The 14,355-nt window shown below is 28.2% G+C and carries 17 protein-coding genes; 12 read left to right on the top strand and 5 right to left on the bottom strand.

Features of this window, described 5'->3' with window-relative positions:
• Positions 1 to 54: 54 nt before the first annotated feature.
• Positions 55 to 561: an IS1096 element passenger TnpR family protein gene (locus BST83_RS08545; protein WP_104809424.1), complete on the bottom strand. Its 507-nt coding sequence runs from the start codon at positions 559 to 561 to the stop codon at positions 55 to 57.
• Positions 562 to 636: 75 nt separating this feature from the next.
• Between BST83_RS08545 and BST83_RS08540 the strand changes: the two genes are divergently transcribed.
• Positions 637 to 1,053, top strand: a complete 417-nt coding sequence (locus BST83_RS08540; protein ID WP_104809423.1) for a PaaI family thioesterase — start codon at positions 637 to 639, stop codon at positions 1,051 to 1,053.
• Positions 1,054 to 1,149: 96 nt separating this feature from the next.
• A complete protein-coding gene (locus BST83_RS08535; RefSeq protein WP_104809422.1) occupies positions 1,150 to 2,112 on the top strand; it encodes a chorismate-binding protein in 963 nt (320 codons plus the stop codon).
• Between the two features lie 118 nt (positions 2,113 to 2,230).
• Here the strand turns inward: BST83_RS08535 and BST83_RS08530 are convergent, their stop codons facing one another.
• Positions 2,231 to 2,593: a PUR family DNA/RNA-binding protein gene (locus BST83_RS08530; RefSeq protein ID WP_104809421.1), complete on the bottom strand. Its 363-nt coding sequence runs from the start codon at positions 2,591 to 2,593 to the stop codon at positions 2,231 to 2,233.
• A gap of 80 nt (positions 2,594 to 2,673) precedes the next feature.
• On the bottom strand, positions 2,674 to 4,428 hold the full coding sequence (locus BST83_RS08525) for an ABC transporter ATP-binding protein (RefSeq protein WP_104809420.1): 1,755 nt from the start codon (positions 4,426 to 4,428) through the stop codon (positions 2,674 to 2,676).
• Between the two features lie 148 nt (positions 4,429 to 4,576).
• Here BST83_RS08525 and nusB point away from each other — a divergent pair, with 148 nt between their 5' ends.
• From nusB to BST83_RS08485, 9 genes are all read left to right on the top strand, one after another.
• Positions 4,577 to 5,515, top strand: a complete 939-nt coding sequence (gene nusB, locus BST83_RS08520; RefSeq protein ID WP_104809419.1) for a transcription antitermination factor NusB — start codon at positions 4,577 to 4,579, stop codon at positions 5,513 to 5,515.
• A gap of 51 nt (positions 5,516 to 5,566) precedes the next feature.
• Positions 5,567 to 6,034 carry a DUF1573 domain-containing protein gene (locus BST83_RS08515; protein ID WP_104809418.1) on the top strand — a complete coding sequence of 156 codons (468 nt, stop codon included), beginning with the start codon at positions 5,567 to 5,569 and terminating at the stop codon, positions 6,032 to 6,034.
• A gap of 1 nt (position 6,035) precedes the next feature.
• On the top strand, positions 6,036 to 6,353 hold the full coding sequence (gene yajC / locus BST83_RS08510; protein ID WP_104809417.1) for a preprotein translocase subunit YajC: 318 nt from the start codon (positions 6,036 to 6,038) through the stop codon (positions 6,351 to 6,353).
• 169 nt (positions 6,354 to 6,522) lie between these two features.
• Positions 6,523 to 7,395, top strand: a complete 873-nt coding sequence (locus tag BST83_RS08505) for a CdaR family protein (protein WP_240614708.1) — start codon at positions 6,523 to 6,525, stop codon at positions 7,393 to 7,395.
• A gap of 3 nt (positions 7,396 to 7,398) precedes the next feature.
• Complete coding sequence (gene coaE / locus BST83_RS08500; protein WP_104809416.1) at positions 7,399 to 7,995, top strand: dephospho-CoA kinase; 597 nt, start codon at positions 7,399 to 7,401, stop codon at positions 7,993 to 7,995.
• Positions 7,996 to 8,109: 114 nt separating this feature from the next.
• A complete protein-coding gene (locus BST83_RS08495; protein ID WP_367889155.1) occupies positions 8,110 to 9,198 on the top strand; it encodes a sensor histidine kinase in 1,089 nt (362 codons plus the stop codon).
• A 164-nt stretch (positions 9,199 to 9,362) separates the two neighbouring features.
• On the top strand, positions 9,363 to 9,668 hold the full coding sequence (locus BST83_RS21450) for a sensor histidine kinase (protein WP_367889154.1): 306 nt from the start codon (positions 9,363 to 9,365) through the stop codon (positions 9,666 to 9,668).
• A gap of 11 nt (positions 9,669 to 9,679) precedes the next feature.
• A complete protein-coding gene (locus tag BST83_RS08490; protein ID WP_104809415.1) occupies positions 9,680 to 10,381 on the top strand; it encodes a response regulator transcription factor in 702 nt (233 codons plus the stop codon).
• Between the two features lie 70 nt (positions 10,382 to 10,451).
• On the top strand, positions 10,452 to 11,072 hold the full coding sequence (locus tag BST83_RS08485; protein WP_104809414.1) for an L-threonylcarbamoyladenylate synthase: 621 nt from the start codon (positions 10,452 to 10,454) through the stop codon (positions 11,070 to 11,072).
• Between the two features lie 106 nt (positions 11,073 to 11,178).
• On the opposite strand, the gene BST83_RS08480 is transcribed toward BST83_RS08485, so the two are convergent.
• Positions 11,179 to 12,177: a glycosyltransferase family 2 protein gene (locus tag BST83_RS08480; protein WP_104809413.1), complete on the bottom strand. Its 999-nt coding sequence runs from the start codon at positions 12,175 to 12,177 to the stop codon at positions 11,179 to 11,181.
• A gap of 173 nt (positions 12,178 to 12,350) precedes the next feature.
• Positions 12,351 to 12,794 (bottom strand): type I restriction enzyme HsdR N-terminal domain-containing protein, encoded by a 444-nt coding sequence (locus BST83_RS08475; protein WP_104809412.1) that lies wholly within the window; start codon positions 12,792 to 12,794, stop codon positions 12,351 to 12,353.
• Positions 12,795 to 12,811: 17 nt separating this feature from the next.
• On the opposite strand from BST83_RS08475, the gene holA reads away from it, so the two are divergent.
• Complete coding sequence (gene holA, locus BST83_RS08470; protein WP_104809411.1) at positions 12,812 to 13,813, top strand: DNA polymerase III subunit delta; 1,002 nt, start codon at positions 12,812 to 12,814, stop codon at positions 13,811 to 13,813.
• Positions 13,814 to 14,355: the final 542 nt, after the last annotated feature.

The raw sequence follows: 14,355 nt of genomic DNA, 5'->3' as shown, positions 1-14,355 counted from the left end.
ATACAAGTATATGCACAATTAACAGATTACACGTTTTTCATTTACTCTTTTTTGTTAATATTCATTAAAATCGTAATCATCAAAATGCCCATAATTTTCATCTAAATCATCAATATCTTCCTCATCAAACTCATCATTTAAGTTTTCGGAAATAAATTCTTTTTTAGGTTCTTTTTCTGGAATTTCTCCAAAAGATAAAATTGTTTCTGGTAGATTTTCTTTTATTTCTGATGAAATTTCTACTACATCCACATAAAATGTCCACATTTTTAAGAAATCGTAAACATAAATAAGTTTACTGTTTTCTTCTGGTAAAATTTCTTTCACGAAACAAGTTTGCATAGAAATTTCTTCACCAGCCTCTGCCATGTTAAATAATGGAATTTCTTCACCTTGATTCCATTCGTCATCCGTTCTGTAAAAAGAGGCCATTTGTTGCCCTTCAAAACCAAAAGATGCGATAATTGTTGCGTGTAAACTTTCTAAACTAACACTCTCATCAACCAAAATAGTTCTAATAACATCTTCTTTGGTATCTAAAATAATTCGTATTTTATACATAAAATTTAATCAAAATATTAATACAAAAATACAAAAAAAATAATGCGTATTTTTAACCCTTTAAATTTGTTGTTAATGGATAAAATAAAAACCTTAGAAATTTTAAACAATCTTAATAAAAACACCTTAATGGAAACGCTACAAATTGAGTTTGTAGATGTTGGTATTGATTATGTTACAGCAAAAATGCCTGTAAATTCTAAGGTACATCAACCGTATGGAATTTTACATGGTGGCGCAACTGCTGCTTTAGCAGAAACCGTTGGTAGTTGTGCATCTGCACTTTTTGTGGATGTAAAAACAAAGATTGTAAAAGGAATTGAGTTAAGTATTAACCATGTAAAAAGTAAAAAGGAAGGTGTTGTTTATGGTATTGCAAAACCAATTCATCAAGGAAAAACAACGCATCTATGGGAAATTAAAATCGTAGATGAAGAAGATAATTTAATTTCTATTTGTAAACTTACCAATATTATTTTAGACAAAAAATAGTTTGGAAATTTTTAAAAAATTACTACTTTTCTACAAGAAAATAGACCTTTTGTAGTTTATAGAAAACCAAATTCAGAGTATGTTTCTGGTTTCTTTATGAATGTGGAAAGGCTGTTTTATACCGATGATTTTTCTGAATCTGGTTTTGTGTTTGCACCTTTTGATAATCAGCAAAAATCAATTTTATTTCCTTTAGAAACATCGGACTTTATTACAGAAAATATTTCTTTGGATGCTTTTATTGACGAAGAAAAAACTTTTTTTGCGGATGAAGCTGCCAAAGAAACTCATATTAAACTGGTTGAAAAAACAATTGAAGAAATCAAAAAAAATGATTTAAAGAAAGTGGTTGTTTCAAGAACTGAACAAGTTAAAATTGATGATTTTAATTTAGTAGTGATTTATCAGAAATTATTGCAGAATTATAAAAATGCTTTTGTGTATGTTTGGTTTCATCCAAAAATTGGTTTGTGGCTTGGGGCAACTCCGGAAACGCTTTTGGAAATTAAGGATTCAGTTTTTACAACGATGTCTTTAGCAGGAACTCAATTGTATAAAGATACCGAAAATATTGTTTGGAAAAGTAAAGAATTAAATGAACAACAACTAGTTACCGACTTTATAGAAAGTCAATTATCAGGCATTTCATCAAATTTAAAAATTGATAAAACAGAAACTGTAAAAGCAGGTAGTTTGTTGCATTTAAAAACGAAAGTTACGGGTGTTTTAAACGAAAAATCAAGCTTAAAAACGTTGGTTAGCGCATTGCATCCAACTCCGGCAGTTTGTGGTATGCCAAGAGAAAAGTCAAAAAAGTTTATTTTAGAAAACGAAAATTATAAAAGAAGTTTTTATACAGGTTTTTTAGGAGAACTAAACCTTCAAAGTTCAACGTTTAAAACCCCAAGTTCCTCTTTGTTTGTGAATTTAAGATGTATGAGCATCAACAAAAACAACGCATCTATATTTATTGGTGGCGGAATTACAAAAGACAGTAATGCTGCAAAAGAGTGGGAGGAAACCGTTTCAAAAAGCAACGTTATGAAACGTGTTTTATAAAAAAAATCGCAAACAATTAAGGTTGCGATTTCTTAAATATAAAATAAACTAGAATTAAAAATTGTTTATTTAGCTTTGTTTTTTATCAAACTAAATCAAATAGAAAAGGTTTTAGCCCCTAAATATCATCAAAAGAAATGTCTGTAAAACTATCTGTAGAGGTAGTTTCTTCCGTTTCAGTTTCTTCTTTCTTAAAATCTTTTTGATGACGTTCGCTAATTACTTCATTCCCTTTTTCGTTAAGAATGTAGTCTGTAGCTTTACCTAGCATTTCATGAAAATCTGTAAAATCTTCTTTATACAGGTAAATTTTGTGTTTCTGATAATGGAAAGTACCATCGTCATGCGTGAATTTTTTACTTTCTGTAACCGTTAAATAATAGTCATCTGCTTTTGTTGCTCTAACGTCAAAAAAATAGGTTCTTCTTCCTGCTCTTAATACCTGTGAAAAAATTTCTTCCTGTTCAACTCTCTCTGCCATATATTCTTTTAAATAGTTGTTATAAATTGTTTGTTATGCTTACAAATCTAATAAAATATTTTACGCAGCAATGTTAAAGATTAATTTTCTTTTTCTAAAAGTTGCTGTTCGTATAAATCTTTATAGTATCCGCCTGCTGTTATTAATTGATTGTGAGTTCCTTGTTGTATAATTTCGCCAGCATCTAGGACAATAATTTTATCCGCATTTTTTGCGGACGAAATTCTGTGACTAATAATAAAGGTTGTTTTATTTTTCGAAACTTTTTCTAAATTTGATAGTATTTTTTCTTCAGTTTCTGTGTCAACGGCTGATAAACAGTCATCAAAAATTAAAATTTTAGGATTTTTAATAATCGCTCTGGCAATAGAAACACGCTGTTTTTGTCCGCCAGATAAAGTTACGCCACGCTCACCAAGAATGGTTTTATATCCGCTTGTAAAGTCCATAATATTATCATGCACAACGGCATTTTTAGCCGCTTTTATAATTTCTTGTTCCGTTGCATCTTCTTTTCCGAATTTGATATTATTTTCAATTGTATCAGAAAATAAAAAAGGATCTTGAGGTACAAAGCCAATTTGACTTCTAACATCATATAAATTGGCTTCCTTAATTGGTTTATCATCCAATAAAATAACACCATTTTTAGTGTCATATAGCCTTGATAGTAATTCAATAATGGTAGATTTACCGGAGCCCGTTTTACCTAAAATAGCTATTGTCTCTCCAGAATTTACAGTAAAATTAATGTTTTTTAATGCCGTAATATTTGTGTCGTCATAGGTAAAAGTAACGTCCTTAAAAGTTACTTTACCAAAAATTTCTGTAGATAATTCATTTTCGTTTGTAATTTCTGGAGCCTGATTTAAAAACTCATTTATTCTTGCTTGTGATGCATCAGCTTGCTGAATCATAGAAGTTACCCAACCCACGATTGCCACTGGCCAAGTAAGATAATTTACATATAATAAAAATTGAAGAATGGTTCCGGCCTGAATCTCACCATTTATATATTGCAATCCACCAACATAAATAACGATGATATTACTAATTCCGATTAATAAAATTATAGAGGGATAAAACAGTGCATTTACCTTTTCTAAATGGATGTTTTTATCTTTGTTATCATCAGAAATTTCATCAAAATCCATGGTCATAGATTTTTCTATTCCGTAAGATTTTACAACATCAATTCCTGAAAAAAGTTCTTGTGTAAATGTGGTTAATTTGGATAAGTTTTGTTGCACAACCGTACTTCTTTTATGTATAATTTTACTAAGAAAAAATACAGAAAGAGAAAGTAAAGGAAAAGGTAATAATGTATATAAAGTTAGTTTTAAATCTATTTTAATCATTTCTGCAAAACAGACAACAAAAAGCACAACCATATTGGTAGTATACATTACAGTAGGGCCAACATACATTCTAACTTTTGTAACGTCTTCACTAATTCTATTCATTAAATCGCCAGTTCTATTCTTTTTATAAAAATTAAGCGATAATTTTTGATATTGCTGATAGATTTCGTTCTTTAAATCGAACTCGATTAAACGAGAAGTTACAATAATGGTTTGTCTCATTAAAAAAGTTAAAAAACCACTAAAAAGCGCAACACCCATAATGAGGAGTATATTTATGAAAAGCTCATGTTTTACATCTTCGATATTTGTCGTAATTCCGTTTAAATAATCTTCTACAATATTTAAAGAATCACCAACAAGTTTAGGAACTTTTAAAGCGATTATTTTAGAAATAACTGTGATTAAGATTCCTATTAAAAATCGCCATTTGTATTTATAAAAATATTTATTTAAATATTGTAATGCTTTCAAAGAAAATTGGATTAAAAAATAATCTACGAATATACGTGATTCAAAGCGAATCTTTTTCTTAAAAAAGTATTAAAAAGAGGGCTTATAAAACTTAAATAGTACTACTTTTGCCCCGAAATAAAAACGCAATTTATTTAAGTTCTTTACAATGATTAACAGAAGACATATTCGAGTTAAAGTAATGCAATCTGTATACGCAATGCAGCAATCTAGTAATGACGACATTATTAGAGAAGATAAATTTTTAAAACATAGTATTTTAAAAATGTTCGATTTGTACATTTTAAACATTCAGCTTTTAGTTGAAGTTCAAAAATTAGCGGCAAAAAGAATTGCGCTTTCCAAAAAGAAAATTCTTGTTACAAAAGAAGAATTAAATCCTAATACTAAATTTTTAGACAATAAAGTAATCAACACAATTGCAGAGAGCATTAGTGTTGAGAGTTATATTGAGATGAATAATCTTAGAAACTGGGATTTAGATACGGAGTATGTGAAAATTATTTTAGATGAATTACTTAAAAGTGATGTATATCAAATATACATAGCTACAGAAGAAAGCTCTTTTAAAATTGATAAGGCTTTTGTAGTTGATTTCTTCAAAGAGATTATTGCCCCTAATGAAAAGTTAGCAGAGTATTATGAAGACAAAATGATTTCTTGGGTAGATGATATTCCTTTTGTAAATACATGGGTTGTAAAATCTTTGAGCAAGTTTAAAGAAGTTGGAATTTTTGTAGTTGGTAGTTTGTATAAAGACAAAGATGATGAAGACTTTGTATCCGCATTATTCAAGAAAACAGTCTTAAAGCAAAAAACCTACGAAGAGGATATTGCAGAGAAAACTCCAAACTGGGAAACGGATAGAATTGCAGATGTAGACATGATTTTGATAAAAATGGCCATTACTGAGTTTATTAATTTTCCATCAATACCAACAAGAGTTACTATTAATGAGTACATAGAAATTTCTAAAGATTATTCTACCGAAAAAAGTAGTTATTTTATAAACGGAGTTTTAGATAAAATTTCAAAGGAATTTATAAATAATAAAAGAATAGTTAAAATAGGAAGAGGCTTGCTATAAATTATTGTTTTAGAAAATTAATTTAGTATTTTTACAAAAATTTTAAATATCATGAGAAAAATAACAATTTTATTTGCTTTTATTTTGTCAACAAGTTTTTTTACTTCTTGTAAAAATGGAGGTGATGCTGCTAAAAAAATAAACCAAGAAAATATTGATAACGCAAAATCTAGAGATTTAGAAATTGAAAAAGGAACAGCATCTATTTCTTTTGATAAATCAGAATATGATTTTGGTACTGTTAATGAAGGGGATATTGTAGAAACTGTTTTTAAAGTTACAAACACTGGTAAAACAGATTTAGTAATTACAAATGCACAAGCAACTTGTGGTTGTACAATTCCTGTTTGGCCAAAAGCACCAATTAAACCGGGAGAAACAGGCGATATAGAAGTGAAATTTAATACAAACGGTAAGCCAAACAGACAGCAAAAATCTGTTACTTTAACGACTAATACAGAATCTGGAAGAGAGATTTTAACGATTAAAGGAATGGTTACACCAAAAGCAAATCAATAATATGTTTTTAACTATAGGATTACAAATAGGTATGGAAAATTTAGCATCAATGTTACCTTTTGTCGCAATGATTGGGGTTTTATATTTTTTTATGATAAGACCACAAATGAATCGTCAAAAGAAAGAAAAATCTTTTCAGGCAGAGATTAAAAAAGGGTCAAAAATCGTTACCTCTAGCGGTATACATGGTAAAATAGTAGAAATAAATTCTACAGAAAACACTGTAACTATAGAAACTGGAGCAGGAAAAATTATGTTTGAACGTTCTGCAATTTCTATGGAGTTAAGTAAAAAATACCTAACACCAGCTGTTAAATAATACTACTTTATTAAGGTAATTAAAGTGAGCTTTTTCTTTTTAGTGAAAGCTCACTTTTTTGTTTTATATCTTTTTACTAGATTGCACTAAAAACAAGATTTAAGGTGAAAACTTCCAGAAAAATACCAAAAACATTTATAGGTTTTTAATAGCTTCTTTTATTATTTGGTTGTTAATAACCTTTTCTAAAGAGTATTCTGCTGTTATTTCATATCCTGTAGCTTATAAAAATATTCAACAAGATAAGTTGCTGCAAGAAGCACCAATTAAACAAATTGATATTGCCATAAAGGCATCAGGATTTAAACTTCTAGGTTCTAAGTTTACGAATAAAACAATCTATTTGGAATCGTCCATTTTACAACGAAAAAGTAATTCGAAGTTTTATTTATTAGTTAAAAATCAATTTACAAAAATTCAAAAACAATTGCATTCGGGAATTGAATTACAAGAAATTCTTCAAGATACTATTTACTTAAATTTAGGATTATTAACCTCAAAAAAAGTGGCTTTAAAACCAAATTTAGATATTAAATATCAAATTGGTTATGATCTTTTGGGCGATATAAAAGTGGTTCCAGATTCCATCGTTATTTCTGGTCCAGAAGACCAAATAAAAAAATTAGTACATCTTAATTTACAAAGAATTAAATTAAATAATTTAAAAGAAAATTTTTCTCAAAATACAAATATTATTCAGCCATCAAAATATAAAAACCTTAAGTTTACTACTTTAAAAGCAATCGTTTCTGGAAAGGTAGAAAGATTTACAGAAGGTAATTTAACCATTCCTTTTAAAATAAATAATCTTCCTGAAGGTGTTAATTTAACAACACTTTCTAAAAAAGTGGAAGTCGTTTTTGTTGTTGCTTTATCTAATTTCGCAAAAGTTTCTAAAACATCTTTTACGGTGGAATGTGATTTTAAAATATCAGAAAAAAATAATCTTTCTTATTTAATACCTAAAGTAATTACACAACCAGATTTTATAAAAAGCGTTAAAATTGTTCCCTTAAAAATAGATTTCTTAATTCAAAAATAACTTATGATCATTGGTTTAACAGGCGGTATTGGAAGTGGTAAAACCACAGTTACTAAATTCTTTTCGGAGTTTGAAGGTGTTGCGTTTTATATTGCAGATGCTGAAGCCAAAAATTTGATGAATTCGTCAGAAACTATTAAAGAAAAGCTGATAATTGAATTTGGAGAGAGCGTTTTTATTGATCAAAAATTGAATAAAAAATATATTTCTGAAATTGTATTTAAAGATGCTGAAAAATTAGCATCTCTAAATGCAATTGTACATCCGGAAGTGAAAAATCATTTTAAAATTTTTGTTGAAAACAATTTAGATAAAGCTTATATTGTCTATGAAAATGCTATTCTTTTTGAAAGTAAAAGCAACTTAGTTTGCGATTTTATCATTAGTGTATATGCTGATATAAATACAAGGATTAAACGAGTAACAGCAAGAGATACATCAACAAAAGAGGACGTATTTAATAGAATCCAAAATCAATGGAATGATGATAAAAAGTTGTTACAATCTAACTACATCATCAGTAATGAAGATCTTGACGAAACTAAAAAGCAAGTACATACTATTCATAATATTTTAACAGAAAAGTTTAAATACGTTTAAATATTTTTAGTGAACTTGTTAAAAAATTCTTAAAATTGCAGTAAATTGGTTAAATTTATTAAAAAATTGAATTTCAATTTTAGAATAGCTTAATTTTGAATAATGGGCAAAAAAATGTTTGTTCTTATCGTATTTTTAATGAGTGTTTCCCTAATAGGGATTATTTCTGTGCAGCTTTATTGGATTAATAATGCTGTAGAAAGTAGGAAAGAACAATTTAAAAATGACGTTCAAAAATCTTTAGGTAGCGTTGCCGAAAGGATTAATGAAAAAGAAAGAAGTCTTTTCGATAAAAAGTTTGAAGGTATTCTAGAAAGTGCTGTTTTAGCAAATAAGGCTCAAATTAAAAGTCTTTTTTTTCAAGAAATAGATACAACCAATCATCAAAAAATATCTTTTGGATCTACAATATTAGAAGAAAATATTGAAATTCCTGCAGAATTTTTAGGTAGTGATTCTATTATATTTAAAAGGGTTACCGGGAAAAAAGATTTTTTTCAATCAAGATTAATTAAAGGTCCAGATAATTTATTTTCGGCAGTGGATGAAAAAAGATATTCAAATATAAAAAGACTAACAAATATAGAAAATAGTCAGTTTGCGGAATATTTTAAAGACTACAATGTTATAAAACCGATACATCAAAGAGTTAGCAACAGAGAGCTAAATGAAACGATAAGAGACGAGTTAAAGAAAAGAAATATTAGTTTAGATTTTAAATATGGCGTTTACAGTAAAGACGGTTTAGCCACAAAATTAAAATCGGGTTATTACACGATTAATAAAAACGATAGTTATGCGTTTCCTTTATTTTTTGACGCACAAGATGATCCTGAATATTTACTGTTTGTAACGTTTCCAGAGAAAAACGATCATATCTTATCTGGTATTTCAAATATATTATTGCTTTCTATATTTTTTATTTTTATAATTATTGTTGCTTTTTCAAGCTCATTATATCAATTAATTCAACAGAAAAAAATATCAGAAATTAAAACAGATTTTATTAATAATATGACGCATGAGTTTAAAACACCCATCGCTACCATCAATTTAGCGTTAGATTCTATTAAGAATCCTAAGATTATAAATGATAATGAAAAGGTTTTGAGATATGTACAAATGATTCGTGATGAAAATAAAAGAATGCATACACAAGTAGAAAATGTGTTGCGTATTTCTGGGTTAGAAAAAATCAATTAGATATTAGTAAAGAAATAGTTGATATTCACGACATAATAGAAGATGCTATTAGTCATGTTAGTTTATTAATTAACGATAAAAATGGAGTTGTAGAAACATATTTTGAGGCCATTACTGCAGAAATTTCTGGAAATGAATTTCATTTAACAAATGTTATCGTTAATATGTTGGAGAATGCGATTAAATATTCTTCAGAAAAAAGCCCTAAAATTGATGTGTACACAGAAAGTACAAATAAGTTTTTTATCTTTAAGATAAAAGACAACGGAATTGGAATGACAAAAAGTGTTCAGAAACTCGTTTTTGATAAGTTTTATAGAGAACAAAAAGGAAATATACATGATGTAAAAGGCCATGGTTTAGGTTTAGCATATGTAAAAGAAATTGTGGAAAGACATCACGGAACAGTTTTTGTTGAAAGTGAAAAAGGAGCAGGAAGTATATTTACAGTAAAATTACCTTTAATTTAAAAGTATATAAAATGGGAAGTAAAAAGATTCTATTAGTAGAAGACGATCCGAATTTCGGAACCGTTTTAAAAGATTATTTAGCATTAAATGATTATAATGTTACACACGCAAAGGACGGTATAGAGGGTTTAATTATGTTTAAAAATAGCGATTATGACCTATGTATTTTAGACGTAATGATGCCAAGAAAAGATGGTTTTTCTTTAGCACAAGATATTAGGGGAACTAATAAAGAAGTACCAATTATTTTTTTAACTGCAAAAACATTAAAAGAAGATGTTTTAAAAGGGTATTCTGTTGGCGCGGATGATTATTTAAATAAACCGTTTGATTCTGAAGTATTATTGCATAAAATTAAAGCAATTTTACTGAGAAAAGAAAGTGATCAATCTAAAGAGTCAGAAGAATTTGAATTTAATATTGGTTCTCTTTTCTTTAACTCTAAATTGCGTCATTTATCTGCAGGGAAAGAAGGTGAACCAGTAAAGTTATCGCCTAAAGAAAGTAAATTATTACGGATGTTGGCAATTCATAAAAATGATTTGATGCCAAGAGAGCTTGCACTTACTAAAATTTGGAGAGATGATAACTACTTTACTTCTAGAAGTATGGATGTTTACATTGCAAAACTTAGAAAGTACATAAAAATTGATGAGAATGTTGAAATTTTAAACATTCATGGTGAAGGGTTTAGGCTGGTAGACAAGACTTAAAAATTAGTAATTTCCCAAAATATAACTCAACTTGTGTCTTTCAGGTTGAGTTTTTTTGTATTTTTATACTATGGCAGAATTTATTAAATTATATAACGACAACCCAAATCAAAAACAAATAGATCAGGTTGTTAAAATTTTAAAAAATGGAGGATTAATTATTTATCCTACAGACACTGTTTATGGTTTAGGGTGCGATATTACAAACACAAAAGCCCTAGAAAAGATAGCAAAGATAAAAGGTATCAAATTAGACAAAGCCAATTTCTCTTTTGTTTGTAATGATTTAAGCCATTTGTCAGATTATGTAAAGCAATTAGATTCACCAACTTTTAAGCTTTTAAAACGTGCCTTACCTGGACCTTATACTTTTATTTTACCAGGAAGTAACAACCTTCCAAAAGCCTTTAAAAACAAAAAAACAGTAGGTATTCGTATTCCTGATAATAATATAGCGAGAGCTTTAGTGATAAGTTTAGGAAATCCCATTGTGTCTACCTCTATAAGAGATGATGATGATGTTTTAGAATACACAACAGACCCAGAATTGATTTTTGAAAAATGGAACCATTTAGTTGATGTTGTTATTGATGGTGGTTATGGGGATAATTATGCCTCAACAATTATCGATTTAACAGATGGTTATCCAGTTGTAATTAGAGAAGGAAAAGGAAGTCTAGATATCCTTTAGGTTAAATATCCAAAAGTTCAAAGCAATAACGTTAATTTTTTTATCAGTTTGAGTAATTTTTGAACCGTTAAAAAATTGTGTTGAGAACCAGTTTAAAGTATTTTTTTTATTTTAAATCTTTAAACTTTTTTCTACCCAAAATAAAATACTGCCAAACAATGCTTGTGTGTAAATTATAATGAGGTTTTTTCTGTAATACTTTTCGTTTTTTTAAGAACTTATAAAAGTTTGTATAAAAACTAAAATGTGCTTTTAAGATTGCTAACGAATGTATGGGTCTTAGTTCTAACATAAATTTTAATCCGGCAATTCCGTCTAAAAGTAAACGCGAAAAAACCACAAAAAGAAACCATTTTTTAGGCACATTTTTTACCACATTTAACAAACTATTTCTAAAATTTAAAAATGTTTTTTGCGGATCAGTTTCTTTTAACGTAGCACCACCAACATGAAAGACTGTTGAATTTCCTACATATTTTACTCGATAACCAATATTTTGAGTTCTCCAGCACAAATCAATTTCTTCTTGATGTGCAAAATAATCCTCATCAAAACCATTTAATTGATGATACACTTTAGAGCGAATAAAAAAACAAGCACCAGATGCCCAAAATATTTCTGAAATATCATTAAACTGATTTCTGTCTTTTTCTATATCATTAAAAACTCGACCTCTGCAATAAGGATAGCCATATAAATCTATAAAACCTCCAGCAGCTCCTGCATATTCGAAATTTGTTTTGTCTTTAAAAGATAAAATTTTTGGTTGAATAATTGCTGTATTTTCATCAGTATTAAAAACAGATAAAATAGGGTTGAGCCAGTTTTGTGTAACTTCAACATCAGAATTTATTAAACAATAAATGTCTGCATTAATTTTTTGCAAAGCATCATTATAGCCTTTTGCATAACCACCATTTTCTGTATTTTTAACAATCTTTACAGAAGGAAAATGATGTTGTATATAAGAGATAGAAGTGTCTTCTGAGGCGTTATCAGCCACATAAATTTCAGCTTCATCTGAGCTAAATTTTACGATAGAGGGTAAAAACTGTTCTAACAATTTTTTTCCATTCCAATTTAATATAACAATTGCTGTTTTCAAGGTTGCAAACTTACATTTTAAAAATTAGTTTACTTATAAATTTATCCTAATAAAAAGCTGGAAATTAATTTTTATCTTATCCTTTTTAGGATGATGGTAAACTGTTCTATTTAAAACAGTTTTGACACTGATATGCAGATAAACTGGGTTTTAACTTATTGTAATTATAGAATTTATTTATAATCAGGAATTTCTTTTAAAAAAATATAGGTTTCATTTTCAAAATCCATTTTGCAATAAAAATGGTCTAAACCATTAGTTACAATTAAGAAATTAGCTTTTAATTTTAAATTATAACGTGCAATTTGATCAAAAGTGTCTTGTGTAATTTTGATTGATGGCGCTTTACATTCCACAATAATTTCTGGAGTACCTTCAGTGTTAAAAACCAAAATATCGGTTCTTTTTTTGCGATTATTAATAGTTAATTGCTTTTCTAAAGCAATTAATGAAGTTGGATAGTTTTTTTTATCAATCAAAAAATGCACAAAATGCTGACGAACCCATTCTTCCGGAGTTAAAACCATATATTTTTTTCTCAATTTATCAAAAATAAGCGTCTTATTTTCTTTACTTTTGAGCTTAAAATTATAATTTGGCAGATTGAGTTTTATCATCAATCAAAAGTAAGAAAATGAACGAGATAAGAAACATTGTTTCAGATATTAAAAACGGTAACATAAAACCTATCTATTTTTTAATGGGTGACGAGCCTTATTATATAGATAAGATTTCTGATTATATTGAAAAAAATATTTTGGATGAAGCAGAGAAAGGCTTTAATCAGCAAGTAATGTATGGAAGAGATTCCACGATCGAGGATATTGTATCTGCGGCAAAACGCTATCCTATGATGGCCGAAAGACAGGTTCTAATTGTAAAAGAAGCACAAGATTTAAGTAAAAATATAGAAAAATTAGTTTCGTATGCAGAAAATCCGCAACCAACAACGGTTTTGGTTTTAAATTACAAATACAAAAAGCTAGATAAACGTAAAAAATTGCATAAAGCTATTGCAAAATTTGGTTTAATTTATGAAAGTAAAAAGTTGTATGAAAATCAGGTTTCTGATTGGATACGCAGGGTTTTAAGTGGAAAAAAATATCAGATTGAGCCAAAAGCTTCACAAATGTTGGTGGAGTTTTTAGGAACTGATTTAAGCAAAATATCGAACGAGTTAGATAAATTAATGATCATTCTACCAAAAGAAACGGTTATTAATGATAAACATATTGAAGATAATATTGGTATTTCTAAAGATTTTAATAATTTCGAATTGCGCAAAGCAGTGGGAGAGAAGAACATTTTAAAAGCGAATAGAATTATTAATTATTTTTCTGAAAATCCGAAGAATAATCCAACAGTGATGACCATTTCTTTATTGAATAATTTTTTTACACAGCTCTTGCTTTTTCATGGTTTACAAGATAAATCTAAAAGCTCAGTGGCGAGAGCTTTGGGCGTAAATCCTTATTTTGTAGATGAATACTTTTTAGCTGGCAGAAATTATCCAATGCGTAAAGTTGCACAAGTAATTGCTTTTTTACGAGATGCAGATGTAAAGAGTAAAGGTGTAGGAGCAAATCAAACCCAAGAAGATATTTTAAAAGAATTATTATTTAAAATCTTACATTAAAATATTTTTTTGTTGTTGCTAATTTTGGTAAAATTCATCAATCAAACTGTTAGTTACTTCGAAAAATTCCAAAATTGTACAGTGATGCTTTTAATCAGGATAATTGTTGCATCCATAAGGTATAAGTGCACTATGTTTAATTTTACCTCGCCCTATTTTACCATAATTAATAGTGCTCTAAATTTTAGCGAAGGATACAATCTACCAATAAATACCTATTTAAGAAAGCTCGAAATTTCATAAAAAGAATCGTTATCCGTTCTAAAAAATAGGGTAGTTTGATGAAGTGTTTATTTAATGCTTTTTAAATTTACATCAATAAGATTGAAAATATATTTAAAAGTAATTTTCATTTATTTAACAACAATTTGTTTTGCCATACTCTAAAATATGTTCATCGCGTTTATTTGTTTGTTTGTTTGTTTGTTTGTTTGTTTGTTTGTTGAAATGAAATCAATATTTTTAATAAATAGATTCACTTCGGCTTCAGTACTATTCAGTTCCTGAAAAGCCATACTTTAATTAGGAACCCATCTTTCTTT

Source organism: Polaribacter filamentus, from assembly GCF_002943715.1.
Taxonomy (GTDB): domain Bacteria; phylum Bacteroidota; class Bacteroidia; order Flavobacteriales; family Flavobacteriaceae; genus Polaribacter; species Polaribacter filamentus.
The sequence above is the reverse complement of the archived record's forward strand: the minus strand, read 5'-3'. Positions and strand labels throughout refer to the sequence as shown.

Coding starts and splice junctions, on each gene's coding strand:
- BST83_RS08545 (WP_104809424.1), bottom strand. CDS start 561: ATGTATAAAATACGAATTATTTTAGATACCAAAGAAGATGTTATTAGA.
- BST83_RS21450 (WP_367889154.1), top strand. CDS start 9,363: ATGTTGGAGAATGCGATTAAATATTCTTCAGAAAAAAGCCCTAAAATT.
- BST83_RS08530 (WP_104809421.1), bottom strand. CDS start 2,593: ATGGCAGAGAGAGTTGAACAGGAAGAAATTTTTTCACAGGTATTAAGA.
- BST83_RS08490 (WP_104809415.1), top strand. CDS start 9,680: ATGGGAAGTAAAAAGATTCTATTAGTAGAAGACGATCCGAATTTCGGA.
- BST83_RS08475 (WP_104809412.1), bottom strand. CDS start 12,794: ATGATAAAACTCAATCTGCCAAATTATAATTTTAAGCTCAAAAGTAAA.
- BST83_RS08485 (WP_104809414.1), top strand. CDS start 10,452: ATGGCAGAATTTATTAAATTATATAACGACAACCCAAATCAAAAACAA.
- BST83_RS08540 (WP_104809423.1), top strand. CDS start 637: ATGGATAAAATAAAAACCTTAGAAATTTTAAACAATCTTAATAAAAAC.
- holA (WP_104809411.1), top strand. CDS start 12,812: ATGAACGAGATAAGAAACATTGTTTCAGATATTAAAAACGGTAACATA.
- BST83_RS08515 (WP_104809418.1), top strand. CDS start 5,567: ATGAGAAAAATAACAATTTTATTTGCTTTTATTTTGTCAACAAGTTTT.
- BST83_RS08495 (WP_367889155.1), top strand. CDS start 8,110: ATGTTTGTTCTTATCGTATTTTTAATGAGTGTTTCCCTAATAGGGATT.
- nusB (WP_104809419.1), top strand. CDS start 4,577: ATGATTAACAGAAGACATATTCGAGTTAAAGTAATGCAATCTGTATAC.
- coaE (WP_104809416.1), top strand. CDS start 7,399: ATGATCATTGGTTTAACAGGCGGTATTGGAAGTGGTAAAACCACAGTT.
- yajC (WP_104809417.1), top strand. CDS start 6,036: ATGTTTTTAACTATAGGATTACAAATAGGTATGGAAAATTTAGCATCA.
- BST83_RS08535 (WP_104809422.1), top strand. CDS start 1,150: ATGAATGTGGAAAGGCTGTTTTATACCGATGATTTTTCTGAATCTGGT.